Annotated in this window: 23 protein-coding genes and 2 tRNA genes; 16 read left to right on the forward strand and 9 right to left on the reverse strand. The window is 61.3% G+C overall.

Features of this window, described 5'->3' with window-relative positions:
* The first annotated feature begins 111 nt into the window (after nt 1-111).
* Nucleotides 112-588: a transcription elongation factor GreA gene (gene greA / locus H4V96_RS08525; protein WP_010397233.1), complete on the forward strand. Its 477-nt coding sequence runs from the start codon at nt 112-114 to the stop codon at nt 586-588.
* Nucleotides 588-1,037 carry a DUF4149 domain-containing protein gene (locus H4V96_RS08530; protein ID WP_196856002.1) on the forward strand — a complete coding sequence of 150 codons (450 nt, stop codon included), beginning with the start codon at nt 588-590 and terminating at the stop codon, nt 1,035-1,037. The genes greA and H4V96_RS08530 overlap by 1 nt, the downstream gene beginning before the upstream one ends.
* A 150-nt stretch (nt 1,038-1,187) precedes the next feature.
* Here the strand turns inward: H4V96_RS08530 and H4V96_RS08535 are convergent, their stop codons facing one another.
* On the reverse strand, nt 1,188-1,658 hold the full coding sequence (locus tag H4V96_RS08535; protein ID WP_010397237.1) for a YhbY family RNA-binding protein: 471 nt from the start codon (nt 1,656-1,658) through the stop codon (nt 1,188-1,190).
* A 42-nt stretch (nt 1,659-1,700) separates the two neighbouring features.
* Here H4V96_RS08535 and H4V96_RS08540 point away from each other — a divergent pair, with 42 nt between their 5' ends.
* The 6 genes from H4V96_RS08540 (at nt 1,701) to H4V96_RS08565 (ending at nt 7,136) form a co-directional block, all read left to right on the forward strand.
* On the forward strand, nt 1,701-2,384 hold the full coding sequence (locus H4V96_RS08540; RefSeq protein ID WP_010397239.1) for an SAM-dependent methyltransferase: 684 nt from the start codon (nt 1,701-1,703) through the stop codon (nt 2,382-2,384).
* 200 nt (nt 2,385-2,584) lie between these two features.
* Nucleotides 2,585-4,465: an ATP-dependent zinc metalloprotease FtsH gene (gene ftsH / locus H4V96_RS08545; protein ID WP_070346944.1), complete on the forward strand. Its 1,881-nt coding sequence runs from the start codon at nt 2,585-2,587 to the stop codon at nt 4,463-4,465.
* Between the two features lie 107 nt (nt 4,466-4,572).
* Nucleotides 4,573-5,406, forward strand: a complete 834-nt coding sequence (gene folP, locus H4V96_RS08550) for a dihydropteroate synthase (RefSeq protein ID WP_010397241.1) — start codon at nt 4,573-4,575, stop codon at nt 5,404-5,406.
* Between the two features lie 40 nt (nt 5,407-5,446).
* Nucleotides 5,447-6,784: a phosphoglucosamine mutase gene (gene glmM / locus H4V96_RS08555; protein ID WP_280720861.1), complete on the forward strand. Its 1,338-nt coding sequence runs from the start codon at nt 5,447-5,449 to the stop codon at nt 6,782-6,784.
* A gap of 108 nt (nt 6,785-6,892) precedes the next feature.
* Nucleotides 6,893-6,969 (forward strand) — tRNA-Pro (locus H4V96_RS08560).
* 92 nt (nt 6,970-7,061) lie between these two features.
* Nucleotides 7,062-7,136 (forward strand) — tRNA-Arg (locus tag H4V96_RS08565).
* An 80-nt stretch (nt 7,137-7,216) separates the two neighbouring features.
* Here H4V96_RS08565 and H4V96_RS08570 read toward each other — a convergent pair.
* Nucleotides 7,217-7,396: a hypothetical protein gene (locus tag H4V96_RS08570; protein WP_196855999.1), complete on the reverse strand. Its 180-nt coding sequence runs from the start codon at nt 7,394-7,396 to the stop codon at nt 7,217-7,219.
* A gap of 130 nt (nt 7,397-7,526) precedes the next feature.
* Nucleotides 7,527-8,084: a GbsR/MarR family transcriptional regulator gene (locus H4V96_RS08575; protein ID WP_010397245.1), complete on the reverse strand. Its 558-nt coding sequence runs from the start codon at nt 8,082-8,084 to the stop codon at nt 7,527-7,529.
* A 138-nt stretch (nt 8,085-8,222) separates the two neighbouring features.
* Between H4V96_RS08575 and cydD the strand changes: the two genes are divergently transcribed.
* From cydD to cydX, 5 genes are all read left to right on the forward strand, one after another.
* On the forward strand, nt 8,223-9,959 hold the full coding sequence (gene cydD, locus H4V96_RS08580) for a thiol reductant ABC exporter subunit CydD (RefSeq protein ID WP_280720862.1): 1,737 nt from the start codon (nt 8,223-8,225) through the stop codon (nt 9,957-9,959).
* On the forward strand, nt 9,956-11,641 hold the full coding sequence (locus tag H4V96_RS08585; RefSeq protein ID WP_196855998.1) for an ATP-binding cassette domain-containing protein: 1,686 nt from the start codon (nt 9,956-9,958) through the stop codon (nt 11,639-11,641). The genes cydD and H4V96_RS08585 overlap by 4 nt, the downstream gene beginning before the upstream one ends.
* A 120-nt stretch (nt 11,642-11,761) precedes the next feature.
* The gene (locus H4V96_RS08590; RefSeq protein WP_196855997.1) at nt 11,762-13,339 is read left to right on the forward strand and encodes a cytochrome ubiquinol oxidase subunit I; all 1,578 of its coding nucleotides are present in this window, start codon (nt 11,762-11,764) and stop codon (nt 13,337-13,339) included.
* Nucleotides 13,340-13,352: 13 nt separating this feature from the next.
* Entirely contained in the window at nt 13,353-14,507 is a 1,155-nt protein-coding gene (cydB, locus tag H4V96_RS08595; protein ID WP_010397254.1) for a cytochrome d ubiquinol oxidase subunit II, read from the forward strand.
* A 22-nt stretch (nt 14,508-14,529) separates the two neighbouring features.
* Entirely contained in the window at nt 14,530-14,655 is a 126-nt protein-coding gene (gene cydX / locus H4V96_RS08600; protein ID WP_010397256.1) for a cytochrome bd-I oxidase subunit CydX, read from the forward strand.
* 64 nt (nt 14,656-14,719) lie between these two features.
* Here cydX and H4V96_RS08605 read toward each other — a convergent pair whose 3' ends face one another.
* Both H4V96_RS08605 and H4V96_RS08610 read right to left on the reverse strand, forming a co-directional pair.
* Entirely contained in the window at nt 14,720-14,932 is a 213-nt protein-coding gene (locus H4V96_RS08605; RefSeq protein ID WP_010397258.1) for a hypothetical protein, read from the reverse strand.
* Between the two features lie 128 nt (nt 14,933-15,060).
* Entirely contained in the window at nt 15,061-15,240 is a 180-nt protein-coding gene (locus H4V96_RS08610) for a hypothetical protein (RefSeq protein WP_128089310.1), read from the reverse strand.
* Between the two features lie 185 nt (nt 15,241-15,425).
* On the opposite strand from H4V96_RS08610, the gene H4V96_RS08615 reads away from it, so the two are divergent.
* Entirely contained in the window at nt 15,426-16,145 is a 720-nt protein-coding gene (locus tag H4V96_RS08615; RefSeq protein ID WP_196855996.1) for a hypothetical protein, read from the forward strand.
* Between the two features lie 14 nt (nt 16,146-16,159).
* Here the strand turns inward: H4V96_RS08615 and H4V96_RS08620 are convergent, their stop codons facing one another.
* On the reverse strand, nt 16,160-16,534 hold the full coding sequence (locus tag H4V96_RS08620) for a DUF1294 domain-containing protein (RefSeq protein ID WP_010397266.1): 375 nt from the start codon (nt 16,532-16,534) through the stop codon (nt 16,160-16,162).
* Nucleotides 16,535-16,728: 194 nt separating this feature from the next.
* Here H4V96_RS08620 and H4V96_RS08625 point away from each other — a divergent pair, with 194 nt between their 5' ends.
* Nucleotides 16,729-17,610, forward strand: coding sequence for a hypothetical protein (locus H4V96_RS08625; RefSeq protein ID WP_196855995.1), 882 nt, complete (start codon nt 16,729-16,731; stop codon nt 17,608-17,610).
* Between the two features lie 3 nt (nt 17,611-17,613).
* Here the strand turns inward: H4V96_RS08625 and H4V96_RS08630 are convergent, their stop codons facing one another.
* The 3 genes from H4V96_RS08630 to H4V96_RS08640 all read right to left on the reverse strand — a co-directional run bounded on the left by H4V96_RS08630 (nt 17,614) and on the right by H4V96_RS08640 (nt 22,624).
* Nucleotides 17,614-18,012: a hemerythrin family protein gene (locus H4V96_RS08630; RefSeq protein ID WP_070346937.1), complete on the reverse strand. Its 399-nt coding sequence runs from the start codon at nt 18,010-18,012 to the stop codon at nt 17,614-17,616.
* Between the two features lie 285 nt (nt 18,013-18,297).
* Nucleotides 18,298-19,554, reverse strand: a complete 1,257-nt coding sequence (locus H4V96_RS08635) for an IS4 family transposase (protein WP_280720863.1) — start codon at nt 19,552-19,554, stop codon at nt 18,298-18,300.
* 526 nt (nt 19,555-20,080) lie between these two features.
* The gene (locus tag H4V96_RS08640; protein WP_196856989.1) at nt 20,081-22,624 is read right to left on the reverse strand and encodes a sulfite reductase flavoprotein subunit alpha; all 2,544 of its coding nucleotides are present in this window, start codon (nt 22,622-22,624) and stop codon (nt 20,081-20,083) included.
* Between the two features lie 225 nt (nt 22,625-22,849).
* Here H4V96_RS08640 and H4V96_RS08645 point away from each other — a divergent pair, with 225 nt between their 5' ends.
* Nucleotides 22,850-23,950 carry a branched-chain amino acid aminotransferase gene (locus H4V96_RS08645; RefSeq protein WP_029496333.1) on the forward strand — a complete coding sequence of 367 codons (1,101 nt, stop codon included), beginning with the start codon at nt 22,850-22,852 and terminating at the stop codon, nt 23,948-23,950.
* The last annotated feature ends 55 nt before the right edge of the window (nt 23,951-24,005 follow it).

The raw sequence follows: 24,005 nt of genomic DNA on the forward strand, positions 1-24,005 counted from the left end.
AGAGTTCCGTGCAGAGCAGCGCGCGGCCTCTGTGGTTTTCACTTGGTGCAGCCGTTAAGCGTGATAAAACACGGGCAACGGCGCCGATAACTAGCAGATAGTAGAGATAACATGACCTCAGTCCCATTGACCAAATACGGCGCAGAACTCTTGAAAGAAGAGCTGCATCATTTGAAGACCAAGGAACGCCGCATCGTCATCGATGCGATCGCCGAAGCGCGCTCGCACGGAGATTTGTCGGAAAATGCCGAGTATGATGCTGCCAAGGAACGCCAGGCCTTCGTCGAAGGGCGTATCGCCGAACTCGAAGGCAAGCTCGGTGCAGCGCAAATCATCGACCCCACCGCGCTCGACGCGGAAGGCCGCGTGGTGTTTGCCTCGACCGTGAATCTGGAAGACCTGGAGTCGGGCCAGAAAGTCACCTACCAGATCGTCGGTCTCGATGAAGCCGACCTGAAAAAGAATAAAGTGTCCGTCACGTCGCCGATCGCCCGCGCGCTGATCGGCAAGTACGCCGGCGACGTGGTGGAAGTGCAGGCGCCGTCTGGCCCGCGCGAATACGAAATTCTGGAAGTACTGTATATCTGATGCTGAGCCGCCTGCGCCTCCTGGTTGCCACCCTGTGGGCTGGCAGTTTGTGGACCATCGGTTTCATCGTGGCGCCCACGCTGTTTGGCACCTTGAGCGACCGTGTGCTGGCGGGTAACATCGCCGGCAGCATGTTCCGTGCCGAAGCCTGGTTGTCCTTCGCCTGCGCCGTAGTGCTGCTGGCCTTGCTGCAATGGGGTGCGGGCGCGCTGGAGCTCAAGCGCCGCCGTCTGCTGGGGGCGCTGGTGCTGTCTATGCTGGTGTGTGCGCTGCTCAGCCATTTCGGCATCACGCCCCTGATGGCCGCGCTCAAGGCGCAAGCGCAGGGTTCATCGGGTATCATGGACGAAGCCATGCGTAGCCGTTTCGGCATGCTGCATGGCGTATCGACCCTGATCTTTTCCGTGCAGAGCTTGCTGGCGGGCGTATTGATCTGGAAACAGCAATAATCGCTGCCGTGCTTGTCGGATTAGCGAGGCCGTAGGCCACGCGTAATCCGACAAATGCCGTAGCGGCAATAAAAAAGCGGAGCAGGGGAAATCCCGTGCTCCGCTTCTTGTTTCAAGCCCGGCAGCCTTGCAGTTGCCGGGTGAACAGGCTTACTTGCTGCCCAGTGCGCTTTTCTTGGCGCTTTTCTGACGTGGCTTGGCACGCTTGATGGAACCGCCTTCGGTAACGCGCTCATTGCCCTTGATCATGACTTTCGTCACGCTAGGGCGCTTGGTGCCGCTGGCGCTGGCCTTGACGATGGTCACTTCGCGCATGCCTTTGCCGGCGCTGACCTTCTCCTTAACCACTTCTTTTTTCGGACGGTAGATTACCAGCAGTTTGCCAATATGTTGTACCGGGGCGGCGCCGAGATTGCCGCAAATCGTATCGTACATTCCGACGCGGGCTTCGCGGTCATCGCCGAACACGCGGACTTTAATCAGACCGTGCGAATCCAGGCCAAGGTCGATCTCTTTGAGCACAGCAGGTGTCAAGCCCGCTTCGCCAATGATGACGATAGGCTTCAGCGCGTGTGCTTCGGCGCGCAGTGCGCTGCGCTCTACGGGTGTAAGTTTTAGCATAATAATATTTAGTAATTCCCTTAAAAGCAGTATTCTACGCGAATGGCAAAGAAGAAATTAAACAAAAACTGGTTGCACGACCACATAAATGATCCTTATGTGAAGTTAGCGCAAAAAGAGGGCTACCGCGCCCGGGCAGCATACAAGCTGAAAGAAATCGATGAAGACGAAAAACTGATCAAACCTGGCCAGGTCATTGTCGACCTTGGGTGTACTCCTGGCAGCTGGGCCCAGTACGCGCGGCGCAAGCTGGCCGGCAAGGATGGCGGCGGGGTCAATGGTACCCTGATTGGCCTCGATATGCTGGAAATGGAGCCAATCGCCGATTTTCATTTTATCCAGGGCGACTTCCGCGAGGCGCGCGTGTTGCGCCAGCTGGAAGTGGTGTTGCAAGGACGCAAGGTCGACCTGGTTCTGTCGGACATGGCGCCCAACCTGTCGGGTATCGCCACGGCCGATGCGGCGCGCATGGAACACTTGATTGACCTGGCTCTCGAATTTTCGCAATTGCACCTGAAACCATCGGGCGTGCTGTTGGTGAAATGCTTCAAGGACATGGGTTTCAGCCAGATCGTGGAGAAATTCCGCGCTGAATTCAAGGTCGTGGTGCAGAAAAAACCCAAGGCCAGCCGCGATAAATCGTCAGAAATCTTCCTGATGGGGCGAGGAATCAAGAATCCGCTGAAAAATGCTGTGCAAGAAGATGATTCGGCCCTTGATATTTAAGGGGCGATCCGCACATGGGAACGAGAAGTGCAGTAGCGTCTGATGGCTTAAAAGCCTAAATTGTTTATACTGCATTTTTCATGTGTGCGCGTTGTTTCGCGCGCACGAATCGGTGGGCTTTGGCACGGCCCGCTTATTGCGAGTAAAATCGTGTTTCTAGCTATTGGTAAAGAGATGCGCACTGCATCCAAGGAGTCTTCGTGAATAACATGTTTTCCAAATCTGCCATCTGGGTAGTCGTATTGCTGCTGTTGTTCATGCTGTTCAAGCAATTCGACAGTCATGGCGCCACAGGCGGCAGCAAGGCCATCGCTTATTCCGATTTGCTGGATGAAGTCAAAGCCAAGCGCGTCAAGGATGTTGTGATCGAAGGTTCGTCGATCACCGCCAAGCTGATGGACGATACCAAGGTGCGTACCACCGCCACCAGCCTCGACAAGGGTTTGATTGGCGACTTGCGCGACAACGGCGTGCATTTCGATGTGCGCCCGCCAGAGGAAGCGTCGTTCCTGCAAACTATTTTTGTATCCTGGTTCCCCATGCTGCTGTTGATCGGCGTCTGGGTGTTTTTCATGCGTCAGATGCAAGGCGGCGGCAAGGGCGGGGCATTCTCGTTCGGCAAGTCGAAGGCACGCATGATGGATGAAGCCAGCAACACCGTGACCTTCGCCGATGTCGCCGGTTGCGACGAAGCGAAAGAAGAAGTCAACGAAGTGGTCGACTTCCTCAAGGACCCGAGCAAGTTCCAGAAACTCGGTGGCCGCATTCCCCGCGGCGTGCTGATGGTCGGTCCGCCGGGCACGGGTAAAACCCTGCTGGCGCGTGCCATCGCCGGCGAAGCCAAGGTGCCGTTCTTCTCGATTTCCGGTTCCGACTTCGTGGAAATGTTCGTCGGCGTGGGCGCGTCGCGCGTGCGTGACATGTTTGAAAACGCGAAAAAGCATTCGCCATGCATCATTTTCATCGATGAGATTGACGCTGTTGGTCGTCACCGCGGTGCCGGCATGGGCGGCGGCAATGATGAGCGCGAACAGACCTTGAACCAGTTGCTGGTCGAGATGGACGGTTTTGAAGCGAACTCCGGCGTGATCGTCGTGGCCGCCACCAATCGCGCCGATGTACTCGACAAAGCCTTGCTGCGTCCCGGCCGTTTCGACCGCCAAGTCTCTGTCGGCTTGCCCGATATCCGCGGCCGCGAGCAGATCTTGAACGTGCACATGCGCAAGGTACCTATCAGTACCGATGTGAAAGCCGATATCCTGGCCCGTGGTACCCCTGGTTTCTCGGGTGCGGACCTGGCCAACCTGGTCAACGAGGCAGCCCTGTTTGCCGCCCGCCGCAGCAAGCGACTGGTGGAAATGGCCGACTTCGAAGACGCGAAAGACAAGATCTATATGGGTCCTGAGCGTAAGTCGATGATCATCCGCGAGGAAGAGCGTCGCAATACGGCTTACCATGAATCCGGTCACGCCGTCGTTGCCAAGCTGTTGCCGAAAGCTGATCCCGTGCACAAAGTGACGATCATGCCGCGCGGATGGGCTCTGGGTCTGACCTGGCAGTTGCCGGAACACGACAACTTGTCCGCCTACAAGGACAAGATGCTGGAAGAGATTTCCATCCTGTTCGGTGGGCGTATCGCCGAAGAGATTTTCGTGGGACAAATGTCCACCGGTGCCTCGAATGACTTCTCGCGCGCTACCAAGCTGGCCCGCTCCATGGTGACCCGCTTCGGCATGTCCGACAGCATGGGCGTGATGGTCTACGAAGACAGCGAAAACGAAGGTTTCTTCGGTGGTGCTACCAAGACGATCTCGGAAGCGACCCAGCAAAAGGTCGACGCCGAAATCCGCAATATTCTTGACAAGCAATATGCTTTGGCGCGTAACTTGCTGGAAAGTAATCGCGACAAGGTGGAAATGATGACCAAAGCCTTGCTGGAATGGGAAACCATCGATGCACAGCAAATTAATGACATCATGGCCGGCCTCGAGCCGCATCCGCCGAAAGTCATCCCGCCACGCCGTAATGCGGGCGATAGCGACACGGGTGGCATCTCGCCAAACGTGACGGCGCCAGCTTAATAGCGCCAGCCGCTTGAGCGGCGGCGTGTTGTATGAAAGGGTAAGGAGCGATCCTTGCCCTTTTTCGTTGCCGCTGCAAATTTTTCCTGACGACTAAAAAGAGTTACATGCGACACTATTTGCAATTCGGCCGTTTCGGCTTCAACCTGCAGGGCACGCAGGCGCTGGTGATGGGCATCCTGAATATCACACCCGATTCATTTTCCGATGCAGGCCAGTATCAGCACCTGGAATTTGCCCTCTCGCGCGCCGAGCAGATGATGCTCGATGGCGTTGATATCATCGATATCGGCGGCGAATCGAGTCGCCCCGGCGCGCCGCCCTTGCCGCTGCAGGACGAGTTGCAGCGCGTTATGCCGGTGCTGTACGCTTTGCGCGACTGTGGCAAGCCGCTGTCGGTCGATACTTATAAACCGCAAGTGATGCGCGAAGCGATTCTGGCGGGCGCCGACATGATCAATGACATCAATGGTTTCCGCGCGCCTGGCGCCATCGAGGCGGTGCAGGGCAGCGACTGCGCGCTGTGTATCATGCACATGCAAAGCGTGCCACAAACCATGCAGGACCAGCCCCAGTATGACGATGTGGTACGCGAAGTGATTGCCTTCCTGCACGAACGCGTCGAGACGATGACGGCAGCCGGCATCGATCGTGAACGCCTGTGCGTCGATCCCGGCTTCGGCTTTGGCAAGACGGTGGAGCAGAACTACGCCTTGCTGCGCGCCACGCGCCAGCTGCGCAGCGAACTGGGCTTGCCGGTGCTGGCGGGGCTGTCGCGCAAGTCGATGATAGGCGCCGTTACTGGGCGTGCCGTGGAGCAGCGCCTTGCCGGTAGTGTTGCCGGGGCGCTAGCTGCGGTAGCGCAAGGCGCAGAAATTATCCGTGTGCATGATGTGGCTGAAACCGTCGATGCATTGAAGGTCTGGCGCATGGCACATTAATATTGTAAAATTTATCATAAACAACAAAAAGAGAAATACGATGACGCGTAAATATTTTGGCACCGATGGCATCCGCGGTCTGGTGGGCACGGCTCCGATCACCCCCGATTTCGTCATGCGCCTCGGCTATGCGGCCGGCAAGGTGCTAGCCAAGTCGCAAGGTGGCAAGGTGCGCCCGACAGTGTTGATTGGCAAGGACACACGCATTTCCGGCTACATGCTGGAAGCAGCGCTGGAAGCGGGCCTGTCGGCCGCTGGCGTGGACGTGATGCTGGCCGGCCCCATGCCGACGCCGGCGATCGCTTACCTGACGCGGGCGCTGCGCCTGTCGGCCGGGGTGGTCATTTCCGCCTCGCACAATCCCTACCATGACAATGGCATCAAGTTCTTTTCCGCCCAGGGTAGCAAGCTGCCCGACAGCGTGGAACTGGAAATCGAGGCGGCACTCGACGAACCGATGGCCTGCGTGCCATCGGACAAGCTGGGCCGCGCCAAGCGCTTGGACGATGCCCAGGGCCGCTACATCGAATTTTGCAAGAGCACCTTCCCGAACGAGCTGGACTTGCGTGGCATGAAGATCGTCGTCGATTGCGCGCATGGTGCCGCTTATCATATCGCGCCACACGTGTTTCATGAGTTGGGTGCGGAAGTTATTGCCATCGGCAACAAGCCCGATGGCTTCAATATCAATGCGGGCTTTGGCGCCACGGCAACCAAGGCCATGGCTGCCGCTGTTGTCGAGCATGGCGCTGATCTCGGTATCGCCCTCGATGGCGACGCTGACCGCCTGATCATGTGCGATGCCACGGGGCGTTTGTATAACGGCGACGAGTTATTGTACGTGATGGTCAAGGATCGCCTGGCGACGGGCCCCGTGGCTGGCGCCGTGGGCACCCTGATGACGAATATGGCGCTGGAAGTGCTGTTCAAGCAGCAGGGCATCGGCTTTGCGCGCGCCAAGGTAGGTGACCGCTACGTGCTGGAAGTCATGCAGGAAAAGGGCTGGATACTGGGCGGCGAAGGCTCCGGCCATTTGCTGTGCCTGGATCGCCACACGACGGGCGATGGCATCGTCTCCGCGCTGCAAGTATTGTCCGCACTCAAGCGCAGCGGCCAGAACCTGCAGCAGTGCCTGGCTGAGCTGGTGCTGTTCCCGCAAACCCTGATCAACCTGCGCGTAGCGCCCGGTTTCGACTGGCAGAAAAATGCCGCCATGGTGGCCGAGAAAGAAATGGTCGAGGCCGAATTGGGCGACACGGGCCGCGTGCTGATCCGCGCTTCGGGCACCGAACCGTTGATACGCGTCATGGTGGAAGCCAAGCATAAGGACAAGGCCGAGTCGATGGCGCGCCGCATTGCCGATAAAGTCAGCGCTTAAGCAGGAAAGTGCTGGACAGGCCAGGGCAGGGCAGGCGCGATAGGTATTTCCATCTAATTCGTCTATGCCAATTGACGAAATTGCTTGGGGGCGTTATTATCTTTTCTGCGGAGTGTGGCGCAGCCCGGTAGCGCACCTGGTTTGGGACCAGGGGGTCCAAGGTTCGAATCCTTGTACTCCGACCAAAGTCATAAGCGGGCTGTCAGAAATGACAGCCCGTTTTCTATTCTGCGCAGGCATTTCATGGCTGGCGCATGAATTGAAATACTGCACCTTTCCGCCCATCGTTCAACGGATAGGACAACGGTCTTCTAAACCGTGAATGGGGGTTCGATTCCCTCTGGGCGGACCAGTTCATACTGGTCACACAGCATGCGCCATGAGTCGGCCGCACTGCATCTTCCCCTCGTGATTTGCGTTTCGCGTATCAGCTCACGGCTGCGCAAACAGCAGCACGCTCAGTAAATACACCAGCGGCGCCGAGCATAGCAGGGCAGACAATACCGACAGCTTTTTTTTGCTCGCCCGACGCGCGAGGCGCAGCCGTTCTCGTGCCGGCAAATGCTCGCGTAGCACGCTACGTGCGCGAGACTGGAATGGGGATTCATGCATGGATGCTCCTTCGCAAGGTTGGCTGTCGTGCCAACGAGCATAGCCAGAGCGGTATAAAGATGGTGTAAATAGTCAGCTGCTGCGCGTATGCGGCGTGTATACGTGGCGCCGCTGCAGGCGCATGCGGGCCTTATTTTTCGTCGTCGTGGGGGCTCTTGCCGAACAGGCGGTCCTTGGCATTGAGCAGCTTTTGCATCTTGGCGCCCATTTTCATCAGTTGCGCCATCGATTCGGGCGATAGGCGCTGCAAGTCGTCGAACCAGGTGTTGGCCAGGTTAACCAGTTCATACATTTCGCGCATGCGCTCTTGTGCATACTGGTCGCCGGCTTGCGTGGCCGGTGCCAGCAGCGATTCGCGCAGCACCGTCAGGGTCGGTGCCACTTCGCGGCGGCGCCGTTCGGCGGCCACGACGCGGAAGATTTGCCATACATCGCCCAGCGAGGAAAAATACTCGCGTCGGTCGCCCGGAATGCGCGACTGGCGTATCAAGCCCCAGCCCTGCAACTCCTTTAAGCCGATGCTGACGTTCGAGCGGGAAAAACTCAGGTGCTCCGCAATTTCGTCCGCGTGCAAAGGATGTTCTGCGACAAATAACAAGGCATACACTTGCCCCACCGTACGGTTAAAGCCCCAGCGGCTGCCCATCTCGCCGAAATGGCTGACAAAGGTCAGGATCAGCGGCGTCATTTGAATATGTTGAGTTTTCATAATTATCTGGATTTTTTCACGCCATTCGGGTGGGGTCAATTGATATATGTCATGTTTCGCAGTATTATACTAAGAATCGAATTTACAGAAAATTCTGAAAACTCAAGAAGTATAGATATGCCTAACCTGTCACCACTGCCGTCCCCGCCCCTATCCTTGCCCCGCTTTGTTCTTCCCCGTGTCGCCAGCCTGGCGCAAGGTGGCGCCGCCTTGCTGTGGCTGCCGCAAGCGGCCTTGCTGGCCTGGGCCGTACAAGCCATGCAGGGCGGTGCACTCTGGCGCGCGGCCCTGCTGCCGGCCGCTGGCGTGCTGCTGCTGGGCGTGCTGCGCGCCGGCTGCGAAGCGTGGGGTGCGCGGCGCATGTATGCGGCGGCGCGCGAGCACCTGTCTACCTTGCGCGTCCAGGTGGCGCAAGCGCTGGCGCGCCGTTCGCCGCTCGATCGCCAGCGCGCGCAGTCGGGCCAGGCGGCCAGCGTCATCGCCGAGCAGGCCGAAGCCATCGTGCCCTACCTGGTGCGCTACAAGCCGGCGCGCTGGAAAGTGTTGCTCGTGCCGCTAGTGATCCTTGCTGTGGTGACACCGCTGTCGTGGATTGCCGCCTTGATCTTGCTCGTTGCCGCCCCCCTGATTCCCGTCTTCATGGCGCTGGTGGGCATGGGCGCGCAAGCGGCCAGCCGCGCGCAGATGGTGGAAATGGGCAGCATGAACGCCTTCCTGCTGGATCGGCTGCGCGGCCTGGCCACTCTGCGCGCCTTGGGCGCCGTCGACGCCACGGCCGAGCGGCTCGATGCCTCGTCGCAATCGGTGCGTCGGCGCACGATGCTCGTGCTGCGCATCGCCTTCCTGTCGTCCGCCGTGCTGGAACTGTTTTCCGCGCTGGGCGTTGCCATGGCGGCGGCGTTTATTGGCTTCTCCTTGCTCGGCAGCATCAATTTCGGCACCTGGGGCCGGGAACTCAGCCTGGGGCAGGGCTTGTTCATCTTGCTGCTGGCGCCCGCATTCTTCGAGCCGCTGCGCGAGCTGGCCGCCGTCTGGCACGACAAGGCGGCCGGCGAAGCGGGGCTGGCCGGTTTGCATGACCTGGTGGCCGATGGCGTGCCCCTGCCTGGCGCCGGCATGCCAGCAGCTGCCGTCTCCGCCGCCGCCATGGCGCTGGCGCCGCCGCCCGCCGTCGACGTCCGTGAGCTGCGCTTTGCTCACCCTGGCGAAGCGCGCGTATTCGACGGCTTCGATTTGACCGTGCATGCCGGCGAACACGTGGCCTTGCTCGGTGCCAGCGGCGCCGGCAAGACTACCTTGCTCTCGTTGTTGGCTGGCTTGCTGCCCGCCAGCGGCGGCGAGATCCGCATCGGCGGCGTGCGCCTGAACGACAGCACGGTCAATACTTTGCGCCAGCGCATGGCCTGGATGGGCCAGCGTGCGCACGTGTTTGCCGCCTCCGTCAGCCAGAACGTGACGCTGGGCCGCGCTGGCGCGAACGCCGCGCAAGTGACGCAGGCTTTGCATCTGGCCGACCTGGCCGCCGTGGCTCAGGCGCAACCGGCCGTCATGCTCAGCGATGGGGGCCAGGGCCTGTCCGGCGGCGAAGCGGTGCGCCTGGCGTTGGCCCGCGTGGCCCTGCACCCGCATGCCGACCTGTTGCTGGTCGATGAACCGACGGCCCACCTCGATAGTGAGACGGCGGCGCGCGTCACGGACGCCTTGCTGGCGTTGGCAAGGGGCAAAACCATGATCGTCGCCACGCACGACCCCGTGCTGGCTGGCCGCCTGCAGCGCACGGTGCAGGTCGATGTGCAGGCGCACATGCAGGCGCAGCCGCAGCCGCAGGCACAGAAGGAAGAAGGACGCGCATGAAAACTTCCTTCATGCGCCATCGCGTCCTGCGGCAATTGCTGCTGGCCCAGCCCGGCAAATTGATTGCTGGCGCCATGCTGGCGGCCCTGACGGCGGTAGCCGGCATGGCCTTGCTGGGTTTGTCTGGCTGGTTCATCACTGCCACCTCGCTTGCTGGCCTGCATGCGTCCACCGCCGTGCTGTTCGACGTGTTCGGCCCGTCGGCCGGCATCCGCCTGCTCGCCATCGGCCGCACGGGCTCGCGCTATGCGGAGCGTCTCGTCACGCACGACGCCACCTTCGCCGCCCTGGCCAGCATCCGCGTGCAACTGTTCCGTGCCTGGTCGCGCCCGGAAGCGGCCAGTCGCTTGCTGCGCCAGCCTGCCAAGCTGCTGTTCCGCTTGACGGCCGATATCGATGCGCTCGAAGCGCTGTATTTGCGCCTGCTGGTGCCGGCCTTTACGGCGCTGTGCGTGGCCTTGCTGGCCGGCATCGCGCTGGGCGTGCTGCAGTGGCAGCTGGGCTTGGGCCTGGCCGCGTGGCTGCTGGCGGCCGGCGGCGGCATCAGCTCGGTTGTGGCGCAGCGTGCCCGCCGTCCCGCCATCCTGCGCTCGCGCGCCATCGAAAAATTACGTTCCGGCAGCATCGACCTGATGGCCGGCCAGACGGACCTGGTGATGGCGGGCCGCATCGAGGCCCAATGCGCGGCGCTGGGACAGATCGACCGCTCGCTGGCGCAAGCCGATTTCGCCTTGCTGCGCCTCGATACGGCGGCCAGTGCCGCGTATGGCGTGGCCGCCAGCGTGACCTTGGCCGGCGTGCTGCTGGCCGTGGCCGCGCTGGTGCAGCAGCAGGCGCTGAACCTGCCGCTGGCGGCGCTGGCCTTGCTGATTGCCCTGACGGCCGTGGAACCGTTTGCGGGACTGCGCCGTGGCGCGCTGGAAGCGGGTCGCATGCTGCTGGCCATGCGCCGTCTGGCGCCGTGCCTGGCAAGCCTGGAACAGTCACCGCTGTCGCCCGCCGCAGCCGCAAACGGCTTGCGCCTGGAACGCATCAGTGCCGCGCATGCGGGCAGCGATGTCGCCATTTTGCATGACGTCTCGCTGCACATCGCGCACGGTGAGCGCGTGGCCTTGATCGGTCCCAGTGGCGCGGGCAAGTCGACATTGCTGGCCATCGCCGCGCGCGAGCTGGCACCGCTGTCGGGGATCGTCAGCGCCTCGCGCGCCTGTCTGTTTACGCAGAAGACGGAACTATTCCAGGACAGCCTGCGCGACAACCTGCGCCTGGCCGACCCGTCCGCCAGCGATGCGCAGCTGTGGGCGGCGCTGCAGGCGGCCGGCCTGGAGGGGGACGTGCGGGCCTTGGCGGGCGGCCTCGATACGCTGCTGGGCGAGGGTGGCCTGGGCTTGTCGGGTGGCCAGGCGCGGCGCTTGGCGTTGGCGCGCCTGTGCCTGCACGAATCGACCTTGTGGCTGCTGGACGAAGCCACCGAGGCACTCGATGCACCGGTGGCAATCGATGTCTTGCAGCGCCTGCGCGCGCGCAGCGACGGGCGCACTCTGCTGATCGCCACCCACTTGCGGCGCGAGGCGGCGCTGGCGGACCGGCTGCTCAGCCTGCGCGATGGCCGCATCGTCGCTGACGTGCGCCGTGGCACGCCGGATTTCGAGGCAGCGCTGGCGCGCTTGCGCGGTGATTGAAGAACGATAGGGGAGACACAGGCGGCGCTGCTCGGCAGTTTTGCCACATGGGCGTCTATCGACTAGCAACAGAAAAATGTCAATTTTGCAATTAAAGTAGGGAAACACCAAGGAAATTATATGGACTTCGATATTGTCGCTTTATCCAGACTGCAGTTCGCGCTGACAGCTTTGTACCATTTTATATTTGTTCCGCTGACCTTAGGCCTGTCCGTGATCCTCGCCATCATGGAGACGGTCTACGTGATGACAAACCGCACCATCTGGCGCGACATGACCAAGTTCTGGGGTGTCTTGTTCGGTATTAACTTCGCCATGGGCGTGGCGACGGGCATCGTCATGGAATTCCAGTTCGGCATGAACTGGAGCTATTACAGCCACTATGTGGGCGATATTTTCGGCGCGCCGCTGGCCATCGAGGGCTTGATGGCCTTCTTCCTGGAAGCGACCTTCGTCGGCCTGTTCTTCTTCGGCTGGGACAAGCTGTCCAAGCGCGGCCACCTGGTCACGACCTGGCTGGTGGCCATCGGCTCGAACTTCTCGGCCCTGTGGATATTGATTGCCAACGGCTGGATGCAAAATCCCGTCGGTGCGGCCTTCAATCCACAGACCATGCGCATGGAAGTGACCGATTTCGGTGCCGTGCTGACGAATCCTGTCGCCCAAGCGAAATTCGTCCATACTGTTTCGGCCGGTTACACGGCAGCGGCGATTTTCGTGCTGGGTATTTCCGCCTGGTATCTGTTGAAGGGCCGTCACGTACAACTGGCCAAGCGCTCGATGACGGTGGCCGCCTCGTTCGGCCTGGCCGCCACGCTGTCGGTACTGGTGCTGGGCGACGAAAGCGGCTACCTGTCGTCCGAACATCAAAAGATGAAACTGGCCGCCATCGAAGCGATGTGGACCACGGAGCCGGCGCCCGCCGCCTTCACCGCCTTCGGTTTTCCTGACGCGACAGCGCGCGAGACGCATTACGCGGTGCACATCCCGATGGTGATGGGCTTGATCGGCACGCGTTCGCTGACGACGGAAATTCCCGGCATCGAGCAGTTGGTCGAGCGCGGCCAATTGCTGATCCAGGATGGCATCAAGGCGTATGACGCGCTGCAAACCATCCGCAGCGTGGCGCCGGGCGCGCCCGTGCCGCAGGAGGCGAGCGATATGTTCGAGTCGAAAGGCCATTCCCTGGGCTATGCCTTGCTGCTGAAACGCTATGTCGATGACCCGCGCCTGGCCACGCCAGAGCAGATCCACAAGGCCGCGCTCGATACCGTGCCGCCCGTAGCACCGCTGTTCTGGTCCTTCCGCGTGATGGTGGGTCTGGGCATGTTCTTTATCTTGCTCACCGGCACGTTCTTCATCCTGTCGACGCGCCGTACGCTGGACAAGCACCGCTGGCTGCTGAAAGTGGCCGTGTTTTCCATCCCGCTGCCGTGGGTGGCGATTGAAGCGGGCTGGATCGTGGCCGAACTGGGCCGTCAGCCGTGGGTGATCGAAGGCGTGCTGCCAACGGCCGCGGCGGTCTCTAACTTGGGCGCGACCACCTTGCTGATCACGATTGCCGGCTTTGCCGCCATCTACACCGTGCTGTTGCTCATTGAAATGAAGCTCATGCTCAAGGCCATCCGCAAGGGGCCGGAAGAGACGGCGCCGTCTCCCGTGCCAGCAGGCGCAGCCATTCATACTCAACGCGCCTAAGGAGGGCCAGACCATGATTTTGCATGACATGATTTCTTACGAAACACTGCGCCTGATCTGGTGGCTGCTGATCGGCATCTTGCTGGTGGGCTTTGCCATCACCGACGGCTTCGATCTGGGTACGGGCATGTTGCTGCCGTTTGCCGGCAAGACCGACCTCGAGCGCCGCGTCATCATCAACAGTATCGGTCCCGTGTGGGAAGGCAACCAGGTGTGGCTGATCCTCGGTGGCGGTGCCATCTTTGCCGCCTGGCCGCAGCTGTACGCGGTCTCGTTTTCGGGCTTTTACCTGGCCATGTTCGCCATCCTGGTGGCGCTGATCGTGCGCCCCGTGGCGTTCAAATTTCGCAGCAAGCGCGAAGACCCGCGCTGGCGCGCCCGCTGGGATGCGGCCCTGTTCGTGGGTGGCTTCGTGCCGGCCCTGATCTGCGGCGTGGCGATCGGCAATGTGCTGCAGGGCGTGCCGTTCCGTTTCTCGTCGGATATGCACATTTTCTATGACGGCAGCTTCTTTGCGCTGCTCAACCCGTTTGCCGTGCTGTGCGGCCTGGTCTCGGTCGCCATGCTGGTGATGCACGGCGCCACCTGGCTGCAAGTGAAAACGGACGGCGCCGTGGCTGACCGTTCGCGCCGCTACGGCAGCGTCGCCGCGCTTGCGACAGTCGTGCTGTATGCACTGGCCGGCGTGGCCCTGTGGCTGTGGGTGGATGGCTACCGTGTCACCAGCGCCGTCGTCGTCGATGGCCCGTCGAACCCGATGCTGAAAACGGCGCAAGTGCACGTGGGCGCCTGGTTCCTCAATTTTGCCGCCCATCCGTGGACCGCGATTGCCCCCGTAGTGGGCTTGCTGGGCCCCTTGCTGGCGTTCGCCCTGCTGCGTGCGCGCCGCGAAGTGCCCGCCTTGCTGGCCAGCGCGGCCGGCATCGCCGGCATCATCCTCAGTGTGGGCGCGGCCATGTTCCCGTTCATCCTGCCATCGTCGATCGATCCGCGCGCCAGCCTGACGGTGTGGGATGCCTCGTCGAGCCACATGACCCTGTTCATCATGCTGGTCGCCACGGCCGTCTTCATTCCCCTCATCGTCGCGTACACGACCTGGGTCTATAAAGTGCTGTGGGGCAAGGTTGATGCCAAAGCCATCACGGACGACAGCGCTCACGCTTACTAAGAATTAAGGAAAGGTTATAACTATGTGGTATTTCGCCTGGATACTCGGTCTTCCGCTGGCGGCGACCTTCGCCGTACTCAATGCGATGTGGTATGAAATTGCCGATGGCGACACGTCGCCCGCGCAGCAACGCGACACACCAAAATAGGCGTATGTCGGCTTGACTTGCCCCGCCCGGTGCTTGAGCGCCCGGCGGGGCTTTTACTTTTCTGTCACAGCAAAATGAAGCCGCCGCGGATGCGCAGCATCATGTCGCGCGGTGCGTCGGCGCCCGCCGCCACGGCCCAGGCCGTGATCCATTGCGCGCAGCGTTGCCGTTCGACCTTATCGTGCACGTGCTGCATGCGTGCGTCTGCCTGGTCGATGCGCTGCGCCAGGTACAGGCGTTGGTCCGTGGGATTCGTCTTTTTGCTGTAATGCTGCATGTCGATTCCTTTGCGCGTAGTAACTTAAGTTGCTCATGGTATATTCATCTACGCGCGGACGGGGCAGATGGATTCAGCTTTTGCAAAATAAAAAAGCCACCCAAAAAGGTGGCTGATGCGGTGTGCTCTCAGGCGCGCGCACTGCCCGACGGTTTGGCGGTGGCAATGGCAATCGGATCGCTGGCCGGAAAGCTTTCCTTGAGCGCCTCATCAAGCGCTTGCTCGGCATGGCTTTCGCTGGCCGGCGTGGGTGAATCGCGTTCAGGTGGCGGGGCGGGCGCGGTAGCGGCATTGGTGCTCGGATGCATGATCATGTCCTTGCTGTGGTGCGCCAGGGGGCCGCAATGGCCATCGCGCTTGTTGATGCTCTGAAGCTGCCAGCCTAGCACATGACGCAAAAAGAGCGCGCCCGCTGCGCTTGCCCAAGCCGGCAATGATGGCAGCGGCGGTCGTGTCTGCTACACTGCGTCCCACTTTTATCGACGGAACTGCCATGACTTCCCTATCCCTGCCGTACCGCGCCACCGCCGTTGAAGCCTGTGCCTGGCTAGCGCAACAGACAGGCACGCCATGGACCCTGGCACGCCTGCTGGAGCAGGGGGGCTTGCCGTACGTCTGGCTCGATTACAGCGACACGTGGGCCGAGCTGTTCCATGACGGCGTGACGCGCTATGCGGCGCCCGTCGTGTTCATCGGCGACAAGCAGCACCTGGTCTCCGGCGCTGCGGATGTCTGGCTGCGTTTTACGCGCGACTCCGGCAATATCGCCATCGAACTGAAGGCGCCGGGCTTGCGCGTGCCGCTCGATGGCTTGCACTTCCAGGAACGCGATCTGTTGCGTTTGCTCAAGGAGTTGCAGCAGCCGCAGCCGCCAGAGGCAGAGCTTGACAAGGCGCCGGTGGTCTTGCCGAGTGCCCTCAAAGGCCTGGGGCGCGAACAGATCTTGATTGCCTTTGCCGGCGTGGGCAAGGTCAACCTGGACCAGGGGCTGGCCAGTGGCGTGGGCATCTTTGGCGACGACGGGGCGCGCGTGCGCAAGAATTCGCGTGGCGGCAAGAACAGTCACCTGTGGCATCCCGTTACCCTCGCTTTCGGCTTGCACGATGTGCACCGCGTGCCGATGGCGCACCTGAAGAAGGCGTTTGCCACGCAGCCTTTGTTGCGCGAATGGAAGGCGGATTGGCTGGAATCGCTGCGCCTGCTGGGCGAGTGAGGCGACCGGCAGTCCTATAACTCGATGGGCGCCACCTCGGTGCCGATATCGGGCGCTGCGTAATGCATGCTGAAATACACGAAAGCGGCAATATTGAGGGCGACGGTGAGCCAGAACAGCACGCGGAACGAGCGCTTGCTGGACTTGTGGCGCAGCCATTGCTGCGCCAGTACCGCGCCCGGCCAGCCGCACAGCAGTCCTAGCAGTAACAGGGTGCGTTCCGAAGTGCGCCAGCGCCCCTGTCGGGCGGCCGACTTGTCGATCGCGTAGGCGACGAAACAGCTGAGGCTGAGCACGCCATATGCGAGAGCGACCAGGGCGGGAATGTGGAAAAAGAATGTGGCCAGCAAATACAACAGGCTAAATAACAGGATGGACAGGTAGGGCATGGTGTGTGATGTCGAGACAGTCGTCTTGCAGTTTCTTGCTTGATCAGATAGCGCCAGTGTAGCAGGATGGCGCCAGTGCGCCTATGGCATGGCTAGGCCGGCAGTTCCAGCGCAAGGCCAGGCGCGGTGTAGCGGCCTCCCTTCTGCGATAATGCGGGGCCGACAAAAAATATTCTCTTCATTGAAAGAAATGCATGCGTATATGGATTGCTTGTGCCGGATGGTGGTGTCTCATGTCGCTGGGCCAGGCTCAGGCCCAGGATCACGCGGCAGCGCCGGCTGTTTCGGCGCCGCTACGCAGTGCCAGCGTGCCACCTGTCAGCGATGCCATGCCGCCGCCCGCTGTGCCTACAGCTACTGCCACAGCTGCCACAGCCGCCACGGCAGCCACACCAGCCACACCAGCGGAACAGGCCTTGCCCTCGCAAACGGTGACGATCACCGCTAGCAGCGACGCCAAGGCGCCGCGCATACGTTTCACGGCTTACCGCGAGAGTTATCTGACAGCCAGGAAAGTGTGGCAAGTGTCGAGCGGCAGCGTGGTCATGGCCCTGCGCCTGATTCCGGCCAAGCTGAACGCCAGCATCGACGATGTGCGCGTGGCCTTGATCGGCACTGGCGCACCCGTGCCGATCAAGGTCTCGGACGGCGGCGTGTTTGTGGTGCCGCTCAACGAGGACATCGCCGCACAGGATGGCATGTTTTTGGTGAACAAGGGCAGCGGTGAGCTGACGGCCAATATCGTGCTCCAGCCGTCCGTGGCGCGCGATGCGTGGAGTGTCACGCGCGTGGGACAAGTGCTGCGCGACGCGCGGCGCGCCGTGCGGGCCATCACGCCGTGGTACAAGCGGCCGTTCGCCAACGACGTGCAATCGCTGGCCTTTTGCGCCATCGAGCGCGGTCACGCCTTGCAGTTGATGGATGGCGAGCAACTGATCGCCACCTTGCCCATGAAGGAGCCTGCCGTCAATGACATCAGCCAGCCCGTGTTTTGCAAGATTTTTGACGGTGAAGACAAATATCCGGGACACTACCGCGTCGTCTTGCCCGAGCAAGCCACGGTGCTGCTGCTGTAGAGACTATTTCGGCTGGGGCTGCACCAGTTCTAGCGCCGCCGCCAGTGCCAGGTCCATGGTGGCCTGGTGGAAAATCAGCCATTGCGGCAAGAGCGACAGCGCATGGCGACCCTGTTCCATGTCGCCCTGATCGACGGCGGCCCAGGCATGGTGCAAGCCGCTGAGCAAGCGCGCGTGCTGTTCGCGGTGCTTGGCTAGCGAGGGAAAGTCGATTTGTTCCATCAAATCCTCTTCCTCGCGAAAATCGCGTTCGACGGCCGCAATCAGCTCGCGAAAAGCGACGCTAAAATGCTGGTCGCTCAACTGCCCCAGCCGCGCCAGCTCCTGAAACAGCGCCTCATGTGCCTCGTCGATGGCGGGAACGCCCAGCGCCATCTCATCTTTCCAAGCAGATATACCCATGCCGATGCCCCCGGTTAAGTCCGTCTCGATGCGAAGCGGACCGTGCCAGTGTGGCCGCAGTGCAGGTGAAAATCCATGATCTGGATCAAAAGTATGGTGAAGAGCGCAGATGTGGGTGGTGGATCAATTCAACGCAAAACGGGCAACAAATTGTCACCCGCAAGTAGTAATGCCGTTCAGTTAAAGGTTTTGGCGTGATTTATGAGTGCCAGTAAATTCGCTAACCCCAGAGGCAAAGAGCTGGGGTCGGACCCCAATCCACCCAAGTTAAGCAACAGGCTGCCATCAAGCAGCCTTGTAGGCCATGTATTTATGGGGCTTGTAGGCGTTGGTTTGCCGTGACCTTGATTGTCCTGGGCGATGTTGAAACGTTCGCTTGGCGATCAGAGCCAGCGCGTCGGCAAGCAAGTGGGCTGCCGCCAGCCCAAGCAGCAACGATGGCAAGAGCGGCTTGAGTACCGAATGGACATAGGCGCGGTTGATGCGTCTGTCCGTCGGCAATGCATCTTGCTGGCCGGCAGCACAGCTCGCCAACGCCTGCAGGTTATCGCATATTACCTTGGCGGCCAGATCCTGCATCAGGGCCTGCTGTGACAGTCCCGTCACGTGCTCCAGATGGAGGCGGTGTTTGATGCGCTTGAAGGCTTCCTCGATGCGCCAGCGTTGGTGGTAGAGGTATCCGAACAATGCGGCAGGGAATTGTTCAACGTCCAGTAAGTTAGTCATCAGAACACGCACCTTGCCGGTCGAGGCAACATGGCGTATCAGGCGCACGGTCTGCAGCTCAATGGGACATTCATAGTCAAGCGCATCGCGTCGATCCGGCGCCCGCAGCGTGACGATCTGCTCCTGCAGCCCCGACTTCAGAAACTGATTGACGCAGGGAAAGCCGCCACCGCGCGCCTGTTCGACACGCATGCAGAAGGCAATGTGGCGCTGGTTCAATACGGCAGGCATCCAATAGCACGGGTAGCCTCGGTCGAGTAACAGCAGATCATCCTTGCCAAGCCGGTCGAGCTGTTCGAACAGCATCTGGCGTTCACCGACGTCGGTGCTGTATAGCGAGGCCGAGAGCATCAATTCGGCACCGGGTAGAAACAAGCCAAACACCAGTTGATCGGCCACGGCGGCGCGTTTGACATGGCTGGCGCGCAAGCCAAAGCGAATGGTCGAGGCGTCAGCGGCGACCAGCCTGAAACCGTGCCAGCGCGGCAGGTAGCCATGCTGCTGTGCTTGTGCAATGAGCCAGTCGTTAAGCTCTGGGATGGCCGTGGTAGCAAGTTTTGAGCGTGCCTGAGCGAAAGCCTGGGCGCTCACCTGGTGCGTCAGTTGCGCCTGCTGTTGCAGATGGCCAAAGAATTCATCAAGTTCGGTTTGCACGCTCTTGCGCATGCCGGTGAGCATGAGCGCCACCAAGGATGGCAGCGGCAGTTTGCGGCGCCGTTGAAACGCCATCGGATGATCAGGATGGCGGGCGCTAAGCCGAAACTGGTCGGATTGAAGATGGTCGGAGAAATCGGACAGCAAGGAAGCGAGCGACATGAAGGGCCAATGAAGATCAAAAGACCTTCATTGGCCGCCGCCTTGCCGCTGTCGAAAAAAGAGAGGTCAGCAAGGCGGCGGCTGCGCAAAGCCAGTGCCACGTCAAGCACTATTTCATTGAATTGCCAGCAATTGCGCGGGCTTGCTCCTTAACTTGGGTGGATTGGGGTCCGACCCCTGTCCTAGTTCTTGGGCTAAAAATAGCATCACTAACACACTAACTGAACGGGATTACCCCGCAAGTAGTCGCTTTTGTTCCGGCGGCAGCGCAGGGATGCGCCGGCTGCCGGTCACTGCCTCGCTTCTTTCATTGCGCACTAGCATAATCGCAAGGTGGTTGATCTGCTTGACACTACAACTAATTGCTGTGTTGCGCTGCATCAGTTAGCAGTTATCAGCTGTATCAGCTGTATCAGCCCTTGCCGTGGCGCCTGCCCACATGGCCCGATCGTGCCGGCGGCGCTCTGCTGTCGCTCAACGATCTCGTTCACCGCTGTCGTTCACTGCTGTCGTTCACTGATCTCGCTCAATACACGTCGCGGCGATAACGTCCGGCCGCCAGCAGGACATCGTAGCCCTCCTGCCCCAGTGTTTCTTGCAGTACTGCATCGATTCCTGTTGCCATGCCTTGCAAACTGCCGCACACGTAGACGATGGCGCCTTGCGCCAGCCAGTTGCGCAAGATGTTGGCGTTGGCGCGCAGGCGGTCCTGCACATACTCGCGTGTTTCAGCATCGCGCGAAAAGACGCGGTCCAGGCGTGCCAGGTGGCCATCGGCGACCCAGGCGTCGAGTTCAGCAGCGCAGATGCTGTCCACGGCTTGCTGGCGCTCGCCGAACAGCAGCCAGTTGCGTGCCAGTCCGGCCCGCTTGCGTGCGCGCAGGTGCGCCCGCAAGCCAGCCAGGCCGGAACCGTTGCCGATATAAATGCAGGGCAGATCGACCAGGGTGGGGGCGAAGGCGCGATTGGCTTGCAGGCGCAGGCGGATGCTGGCGCCTGGCGGCGCGAAGCGCGTGAGCCAGCCCGAACAAATGCCATAGCCCTGGTTATTCTTGCCCGCGTGGCGTTCCTGGCGCACCAGCAACTGCAGTTCTCCATCGGAAGGCAGCGACGCGAGCGAGTAGCTGCGCGGCGCATGCTGCGCCGTATGCGTACCATGCGTACCATGCGCGTCGGCATCGCTGCCGTCCGCGTTGCAGCCGATGATTTCGGCCAGCGCACCGGCTTGCCAAGTGGCGCCGGCCGGCCCAGTTAAGGTGATTTCATACAGTTCGCCGCCCAGGCTGCCGGGATTGAGCAGCACGCGGCGCAGCAAACGCCAGTCTTCGTATGAGGTCTGCTCCTGCACGCAGATGGCCTCGATGGCGCTGCCGCTGCAGCGCGCCAGCGCTTGCGACCAGTCGGCCAGGGCGGCGCTGTCGTGCTGGTCGACTTCGATCAGCGGGAACAATGGCGTCGCGCCTAGCGCGCGCAATTGCCGCTCCAGCACATGGCCAAAGGCGCAGAAGTGGCTGTAATGACGGTCGCCCAGGGCCAGCAAGCCCAGTTCAAGGCCTGCCAGCGGCGTGCCCGATGTTTGTTGCAACAGGCGCGCGAAGCGGCGCGTGCCGTCCGGCGCCTCGCCTTCGCCAAAGGTGCTGGCAACGATCAGGACCCGTTCGTACTGGCGCAATTGCGCAGGATCGAAGTGGTTCAGCGATTGCACGTCGACGGCCACCCCTGCCTGCTGCAGGGCGCGCGCACTTTCCAGGGCCAGGCGCTCGGCCTGGCCCGACTGGCTGGCGTAGGCCACCAGGGTGGGCAAGCCGGTATCTTGCTTGCCCGCAATGCCAGCCAGCAGAGCCCGCTGCGCCTGCACAGCGCGCCTGGCCTTGCGGCGGCCCAGGTACAGCATCGAGCCCGTGATGGCGAACAGGGGCAGGCCCAGGCTGGCTAAGGTGACGATGATGCGGCCCGTCAAGCCGAAATAGGTGCCCATGTGCAGCGGATAAATGATGTTGACGAGGCGCGCGCCCAGCGCCTGCTGGCTGTAGGGCGCGTTTTCCGTGACGCTGCCATCGGCCGGTGCAATGCTCAAGCGGCTGCGTGCGCGCTCATGCGGCGCATCGCTGGCCAGCCAGGTAAATTGCACGGCTTCGCCCGCACGTGTGGGCAGGCGCACGCTGGCCAGGGTCCAGCCGGCGGCGTGTTGCTGGAAAACGCTCCACGCCAGGCCGATGTCGACGGCGGGCGATTGCTCCTTGGGCGCGCCTTTCTTGCCCGGCGCTTGCGATACCCGTGGCGGCTTGCCGGCCCAAGCATCGATATTGTCGCGCACCACGTCATAGCTCCAGTAAATGCCCGTCAGGGTCAGTGCCACGTAGACGAGCAGGCACCAGGTGCCGGCTACGGCGTGCAAATTCCACAGCAAGGAGCGACCCTTCAGGGCCGGGTCAAAGGTCAGCCAGGTGCGCCAGTCCAGCGCACGGCGGGGCCAGCGCAGATACAGGCCGGAAAGCGCCAGGCCCAGCAGGCACAAGGCCAGTGCGCCTGCCACTTGGCGGCCCGGATCGCGGGGCAGCAGCAGCCAGCGGTGCAGCGATTCCATCCACTCGAAAAATTGCGCCCCCGTCAACGCCGGCTGGGTGACGCCCGTGTACGGATGCAGATAGATGGACGCGCCGCGCCGCTGGCCGTCTTTCGGTGCGAAGAGCAGCCGTGGGGCAGCGCCCGCCTGTGCATACATGGTGATGGATGCGATGCGCTGGCCGTGTTCGGTGGCAGCGATGCTGGTCAACTGGGCCGGCGTCAGCGGCGTACGTGTTTCCACAGGCACATGACGCACGCCAGGGTTCATGACATCGAGCAATTCATCGTTGAAGGCCAGGATGGCGCCGCTGATACCGATGATCACCAGCACCGTGCCGGCCGTGATGCCGATGAACCAGTGTAATTGAAACCATAGCTGCCTCCAGCTCCAGTGCCAGCGCTTTTGTCGCGGCGCGGTGGCAAGTGGGCGCTGCTGGCGGGTCTCAGACGCAGCGTTGGCGCTGGCGCGCAGCTGGGCTTGTGCAAGGGAGGACGTCGTCATGGCAGCTTTCGATAGCGCTGCCATGCTGGGTGCCTGGCATGGCAGTGAAGAAGGAAGGCTGATATATTAACGCAAAATAACGCAAACGAGAATCATTCGCAAGATCGGGCGCGAGTTTTTGCGCAGCGGGGCCGCTGTCTTGCCCATTCTGGTTTGCCTGATGGGGCACTATAGGCGCTATAGGCGCTACAATAGGGATACTGTTCACTCGTTACTATTGCCGCCATGACCACTTCCACACCGAATCTCATCGTCACGCCATCCGCCCACCCCTTGTCCGATGCCGAGCGCGCCGCGCGCATGGTCAATCCCGCCTTCGGGCGCATCTTCACGGACCACATGGTGGTGATTCCTTACCGTGACGGCAAGTGGCAGCAGGGCGAACTGAAGGCTTACGGCCCGTTGATGCTGGACCCGTCCGCTTCGTCGCTGCACTACGGCCAGGCAATTTTCGAAGGTTACAAAGCGTTTGCGCAGCCCGATGGCAGTATCAAGACTTTCCGTCCCGAACAAAATGCCGAGCGCTTCAATCGCAGCGCCGCGCGCCTGGCCATGCCGGCCATCCCTGCCGCGCTGTTCCTGGAAGCGGGCGACGCGCTCATCGCGCAAGACCGCAACTGGGTGCCGAAGAACACGGGCGAGAGCCTGTACATGCGTCCGCTGATGATCGCCACCGATCCTTACCTGGGCGTGCGGCCGTCGGAAGAGTATCTGTTCGTGCTGTTCGCCTCGCCGGCTGGCGCCTATTTCCCGAAAGGCGTGAAACCGGTCACCGTGTGGATCAGCGAAGACTTCGTGCGCGCCGCGCCGGGCGGCACCGGTGAAGCCAAATGCGCGGGCAACTATGCGGCCAGCCTGATGGCCCAGTCGCAAGCACAGGAAAAGGGCTGCGACCAGGTCGTGTGGCTGGACGCCGTACAACGTGAATTCATCGAAGAGATGGGCGGCATGAATCTGTTCTTCGTCTACCAAGATGGCGAAAAGGTCACCGTCGTGACGCCGGAACTGACGGGCACCTTGCTGCCAGGCATTACCCGCCGCAGCCTGCTGGAAATGGCAAAAGACCTCGGCTATGCCACGGAAGAGCGTAAATTGTCGGTCCAGCAATGGCGCGACGATATCGCTTCGGGCCGCATGACCGAAGTGTTTGCCTGCGGCACAGCGGCCGTCATCACGCCGGTGGGCGTGGCCAAGGCCAAGGGCTTTGAAATGACCATCAATAACAACGAAAACGGCGCCGTCACACTGGCCCTGCGCGAAGCGTTGCTGGGCTTGCAGCATGGCACGGCACCGGACACGCACGGCTGGATGCACAAGGTTTGCTGATCAACTTGTTTGATTGAGACATCGCCGGCACGTTGCCGGCGTTTTTATATCTTGA

It is taken from the genome of Janthinobacterium sp. CG_23.4 (assembly GCF_029892305.1).
Lineage (GTDB): Bacteria > Pseudomonadota > Gammaproteobacteria > Burkholderiales > Burkholderiaceae_D > Janthinobacterium > Janthinobacterium lividum_D.

Bases quoted from the DNA above. Each gene is read 5' to 3' on its own strand.
- H4V96_RS08610 (WP_128089310.1), bottom strand. From the start codon at position 15,240: ATGCATCCGAGCACCAATGCCGCTACCGCGCCCGCCCCGCCACCTGAA.
- H4V96_RS08530 (WP_196856002.1), top strand. From the start codon at position 588: ATGCTGAGCCGCCTGCGCCTCCTGGTTGCCACCCTGTGGGCTGGCAGT.
- H4V96_RS08615 (WP_196855996.1), top strand. From the start codon at position 15,426: ATGACTTCCCTATCCCTGCCGTACCGCGCCACCGCCGTTGAAGCCTGT.
- greA (WP_010397233.1), top strand. From the start codon at position 112: ATGACCTCAGTCCCATTGACCAAATACGGCGCAGAACTCTTGAAAGAA.
- H4V96_RS08605 (WP_010397258.1), bottom strand. From the start codon at position 14,932: ATGCAGCATTACAGCAAAAAGACGAATCCCACGGACCAACGCCTGTAC.
- H4V96_RS08540 (WP_010397239.1), top strand. From the start codon at position 1,701: ATGGCAAAGAAGAAATTAAACAAAAACTGGTTGCACGACCACATAAAT.
- cydD (WP_280720862.1), top strand. From the start codon at position 8,223: ATGCCTAACCTGTCACCACTGCCGTCCCCGCCCCTATCCTTGCCCCGC.
- H4V96_RS08625 (WP_196855995.1), top strand. From the start codon at position 16,729: ATGCGTATATGGATTGCTTGTGCCGGATGGTGGTGTCTCATGTCGCTG.
- H4V96_RS08590 (WP_196855997.1), top strand. From the start codon at position 11,762: ATGGACTTCGATATTGTCGCTTTATCCAGACTGCAGTTCGCGCTGACA.
- H4V96_RS08635 (WP_280720863.1), bottom strand. From the start codon at position 19,554: ATGTCGCTCGCTTCCTTGCTGTCCGATTTCTCCGACCATCTTCAATCC.
- H4V96_RS08645 (WP_029496333.1), top strand. From the start codon at position 22,850: ATGACCACTTCCACACCGAATCTCATCGTCACGCCATCCGCCCACCCC.
- H4V96_RS08535 (WP_010397237.1), bottom strand. From the start codon at position 1,658: ATGCTAAAACTTACACCCGTAGAGCGCAGCGCACTGCGCGCCGAAGCA.
- cydB (WP_010397254.1), top strand. From the start codon at position 13,353: ATGATTTTGCATGACATGATTTCTTACGAAACACTGCGCCTGATCTGG.
- cydX (WP_010397256.1), top strand. From the start codon at position 14,530: ATGTGGTATTTCGCCTGGATACTCGGTCTTCCGCTGGCGGCGACCTTC.
- H4V96_RS08640 (WP_196856989.1), bottom strand. From the start codon at position 22,624: ATGACGACGTCCTCCCTTGCACAAGCCCAGCTGCGCGCCAGCGCCAAC.
- glmM (WP_280720861.1), top strand. From the start codon at position 5,447: ATGACGCGTAAATATTTTGGCACCGATGGCATCCGCGGTCTGGTGGGC.
- H4V96_RS08585 (WP_196855998.1), top strand. From the start codon at position 9,956: ATGAAAACTTCCTTCATGCGCCATCGCGTCCTGCGGCAATTGCTGCTG.
- H4V96_RS08570 (WP_196855999.1), bottom strand. From the start codon at position 7,396: ATGCATGAATCCCCATTCCAGTCTCGCGCACGTAGCGTGCTACGCGAG.
- H4V96_RS08630 (WP_070346937.1), bottom strand. From the start codon at position 18,012: ATGGGTATATCTGCTTGGAAAGATGAGATGGCGCTGGGCGTTCCCGCC.
- H4V96_RS08575 (WP_010397245.1), bottom strand. From the start codon at position 8,084: ATGACGCCGCTGATCCTGACCTTTGTCAGCCATTTCGGCGAGATGGGC.
- H4V96_RS08620 (WP_010397266.1), bottom strand. From the start codon at position 16,534: ATGCCCTACCTGTCCATCCTGTTATTTAGCCTGTTGTATTTGCTGGCC.
- folP (WP_010397241.1), top strand. From the start codon at position 4,573: ATGCGACACTATTTGCAATTCGGCCGTTTCGGCTTCAACCTGCAGGGC.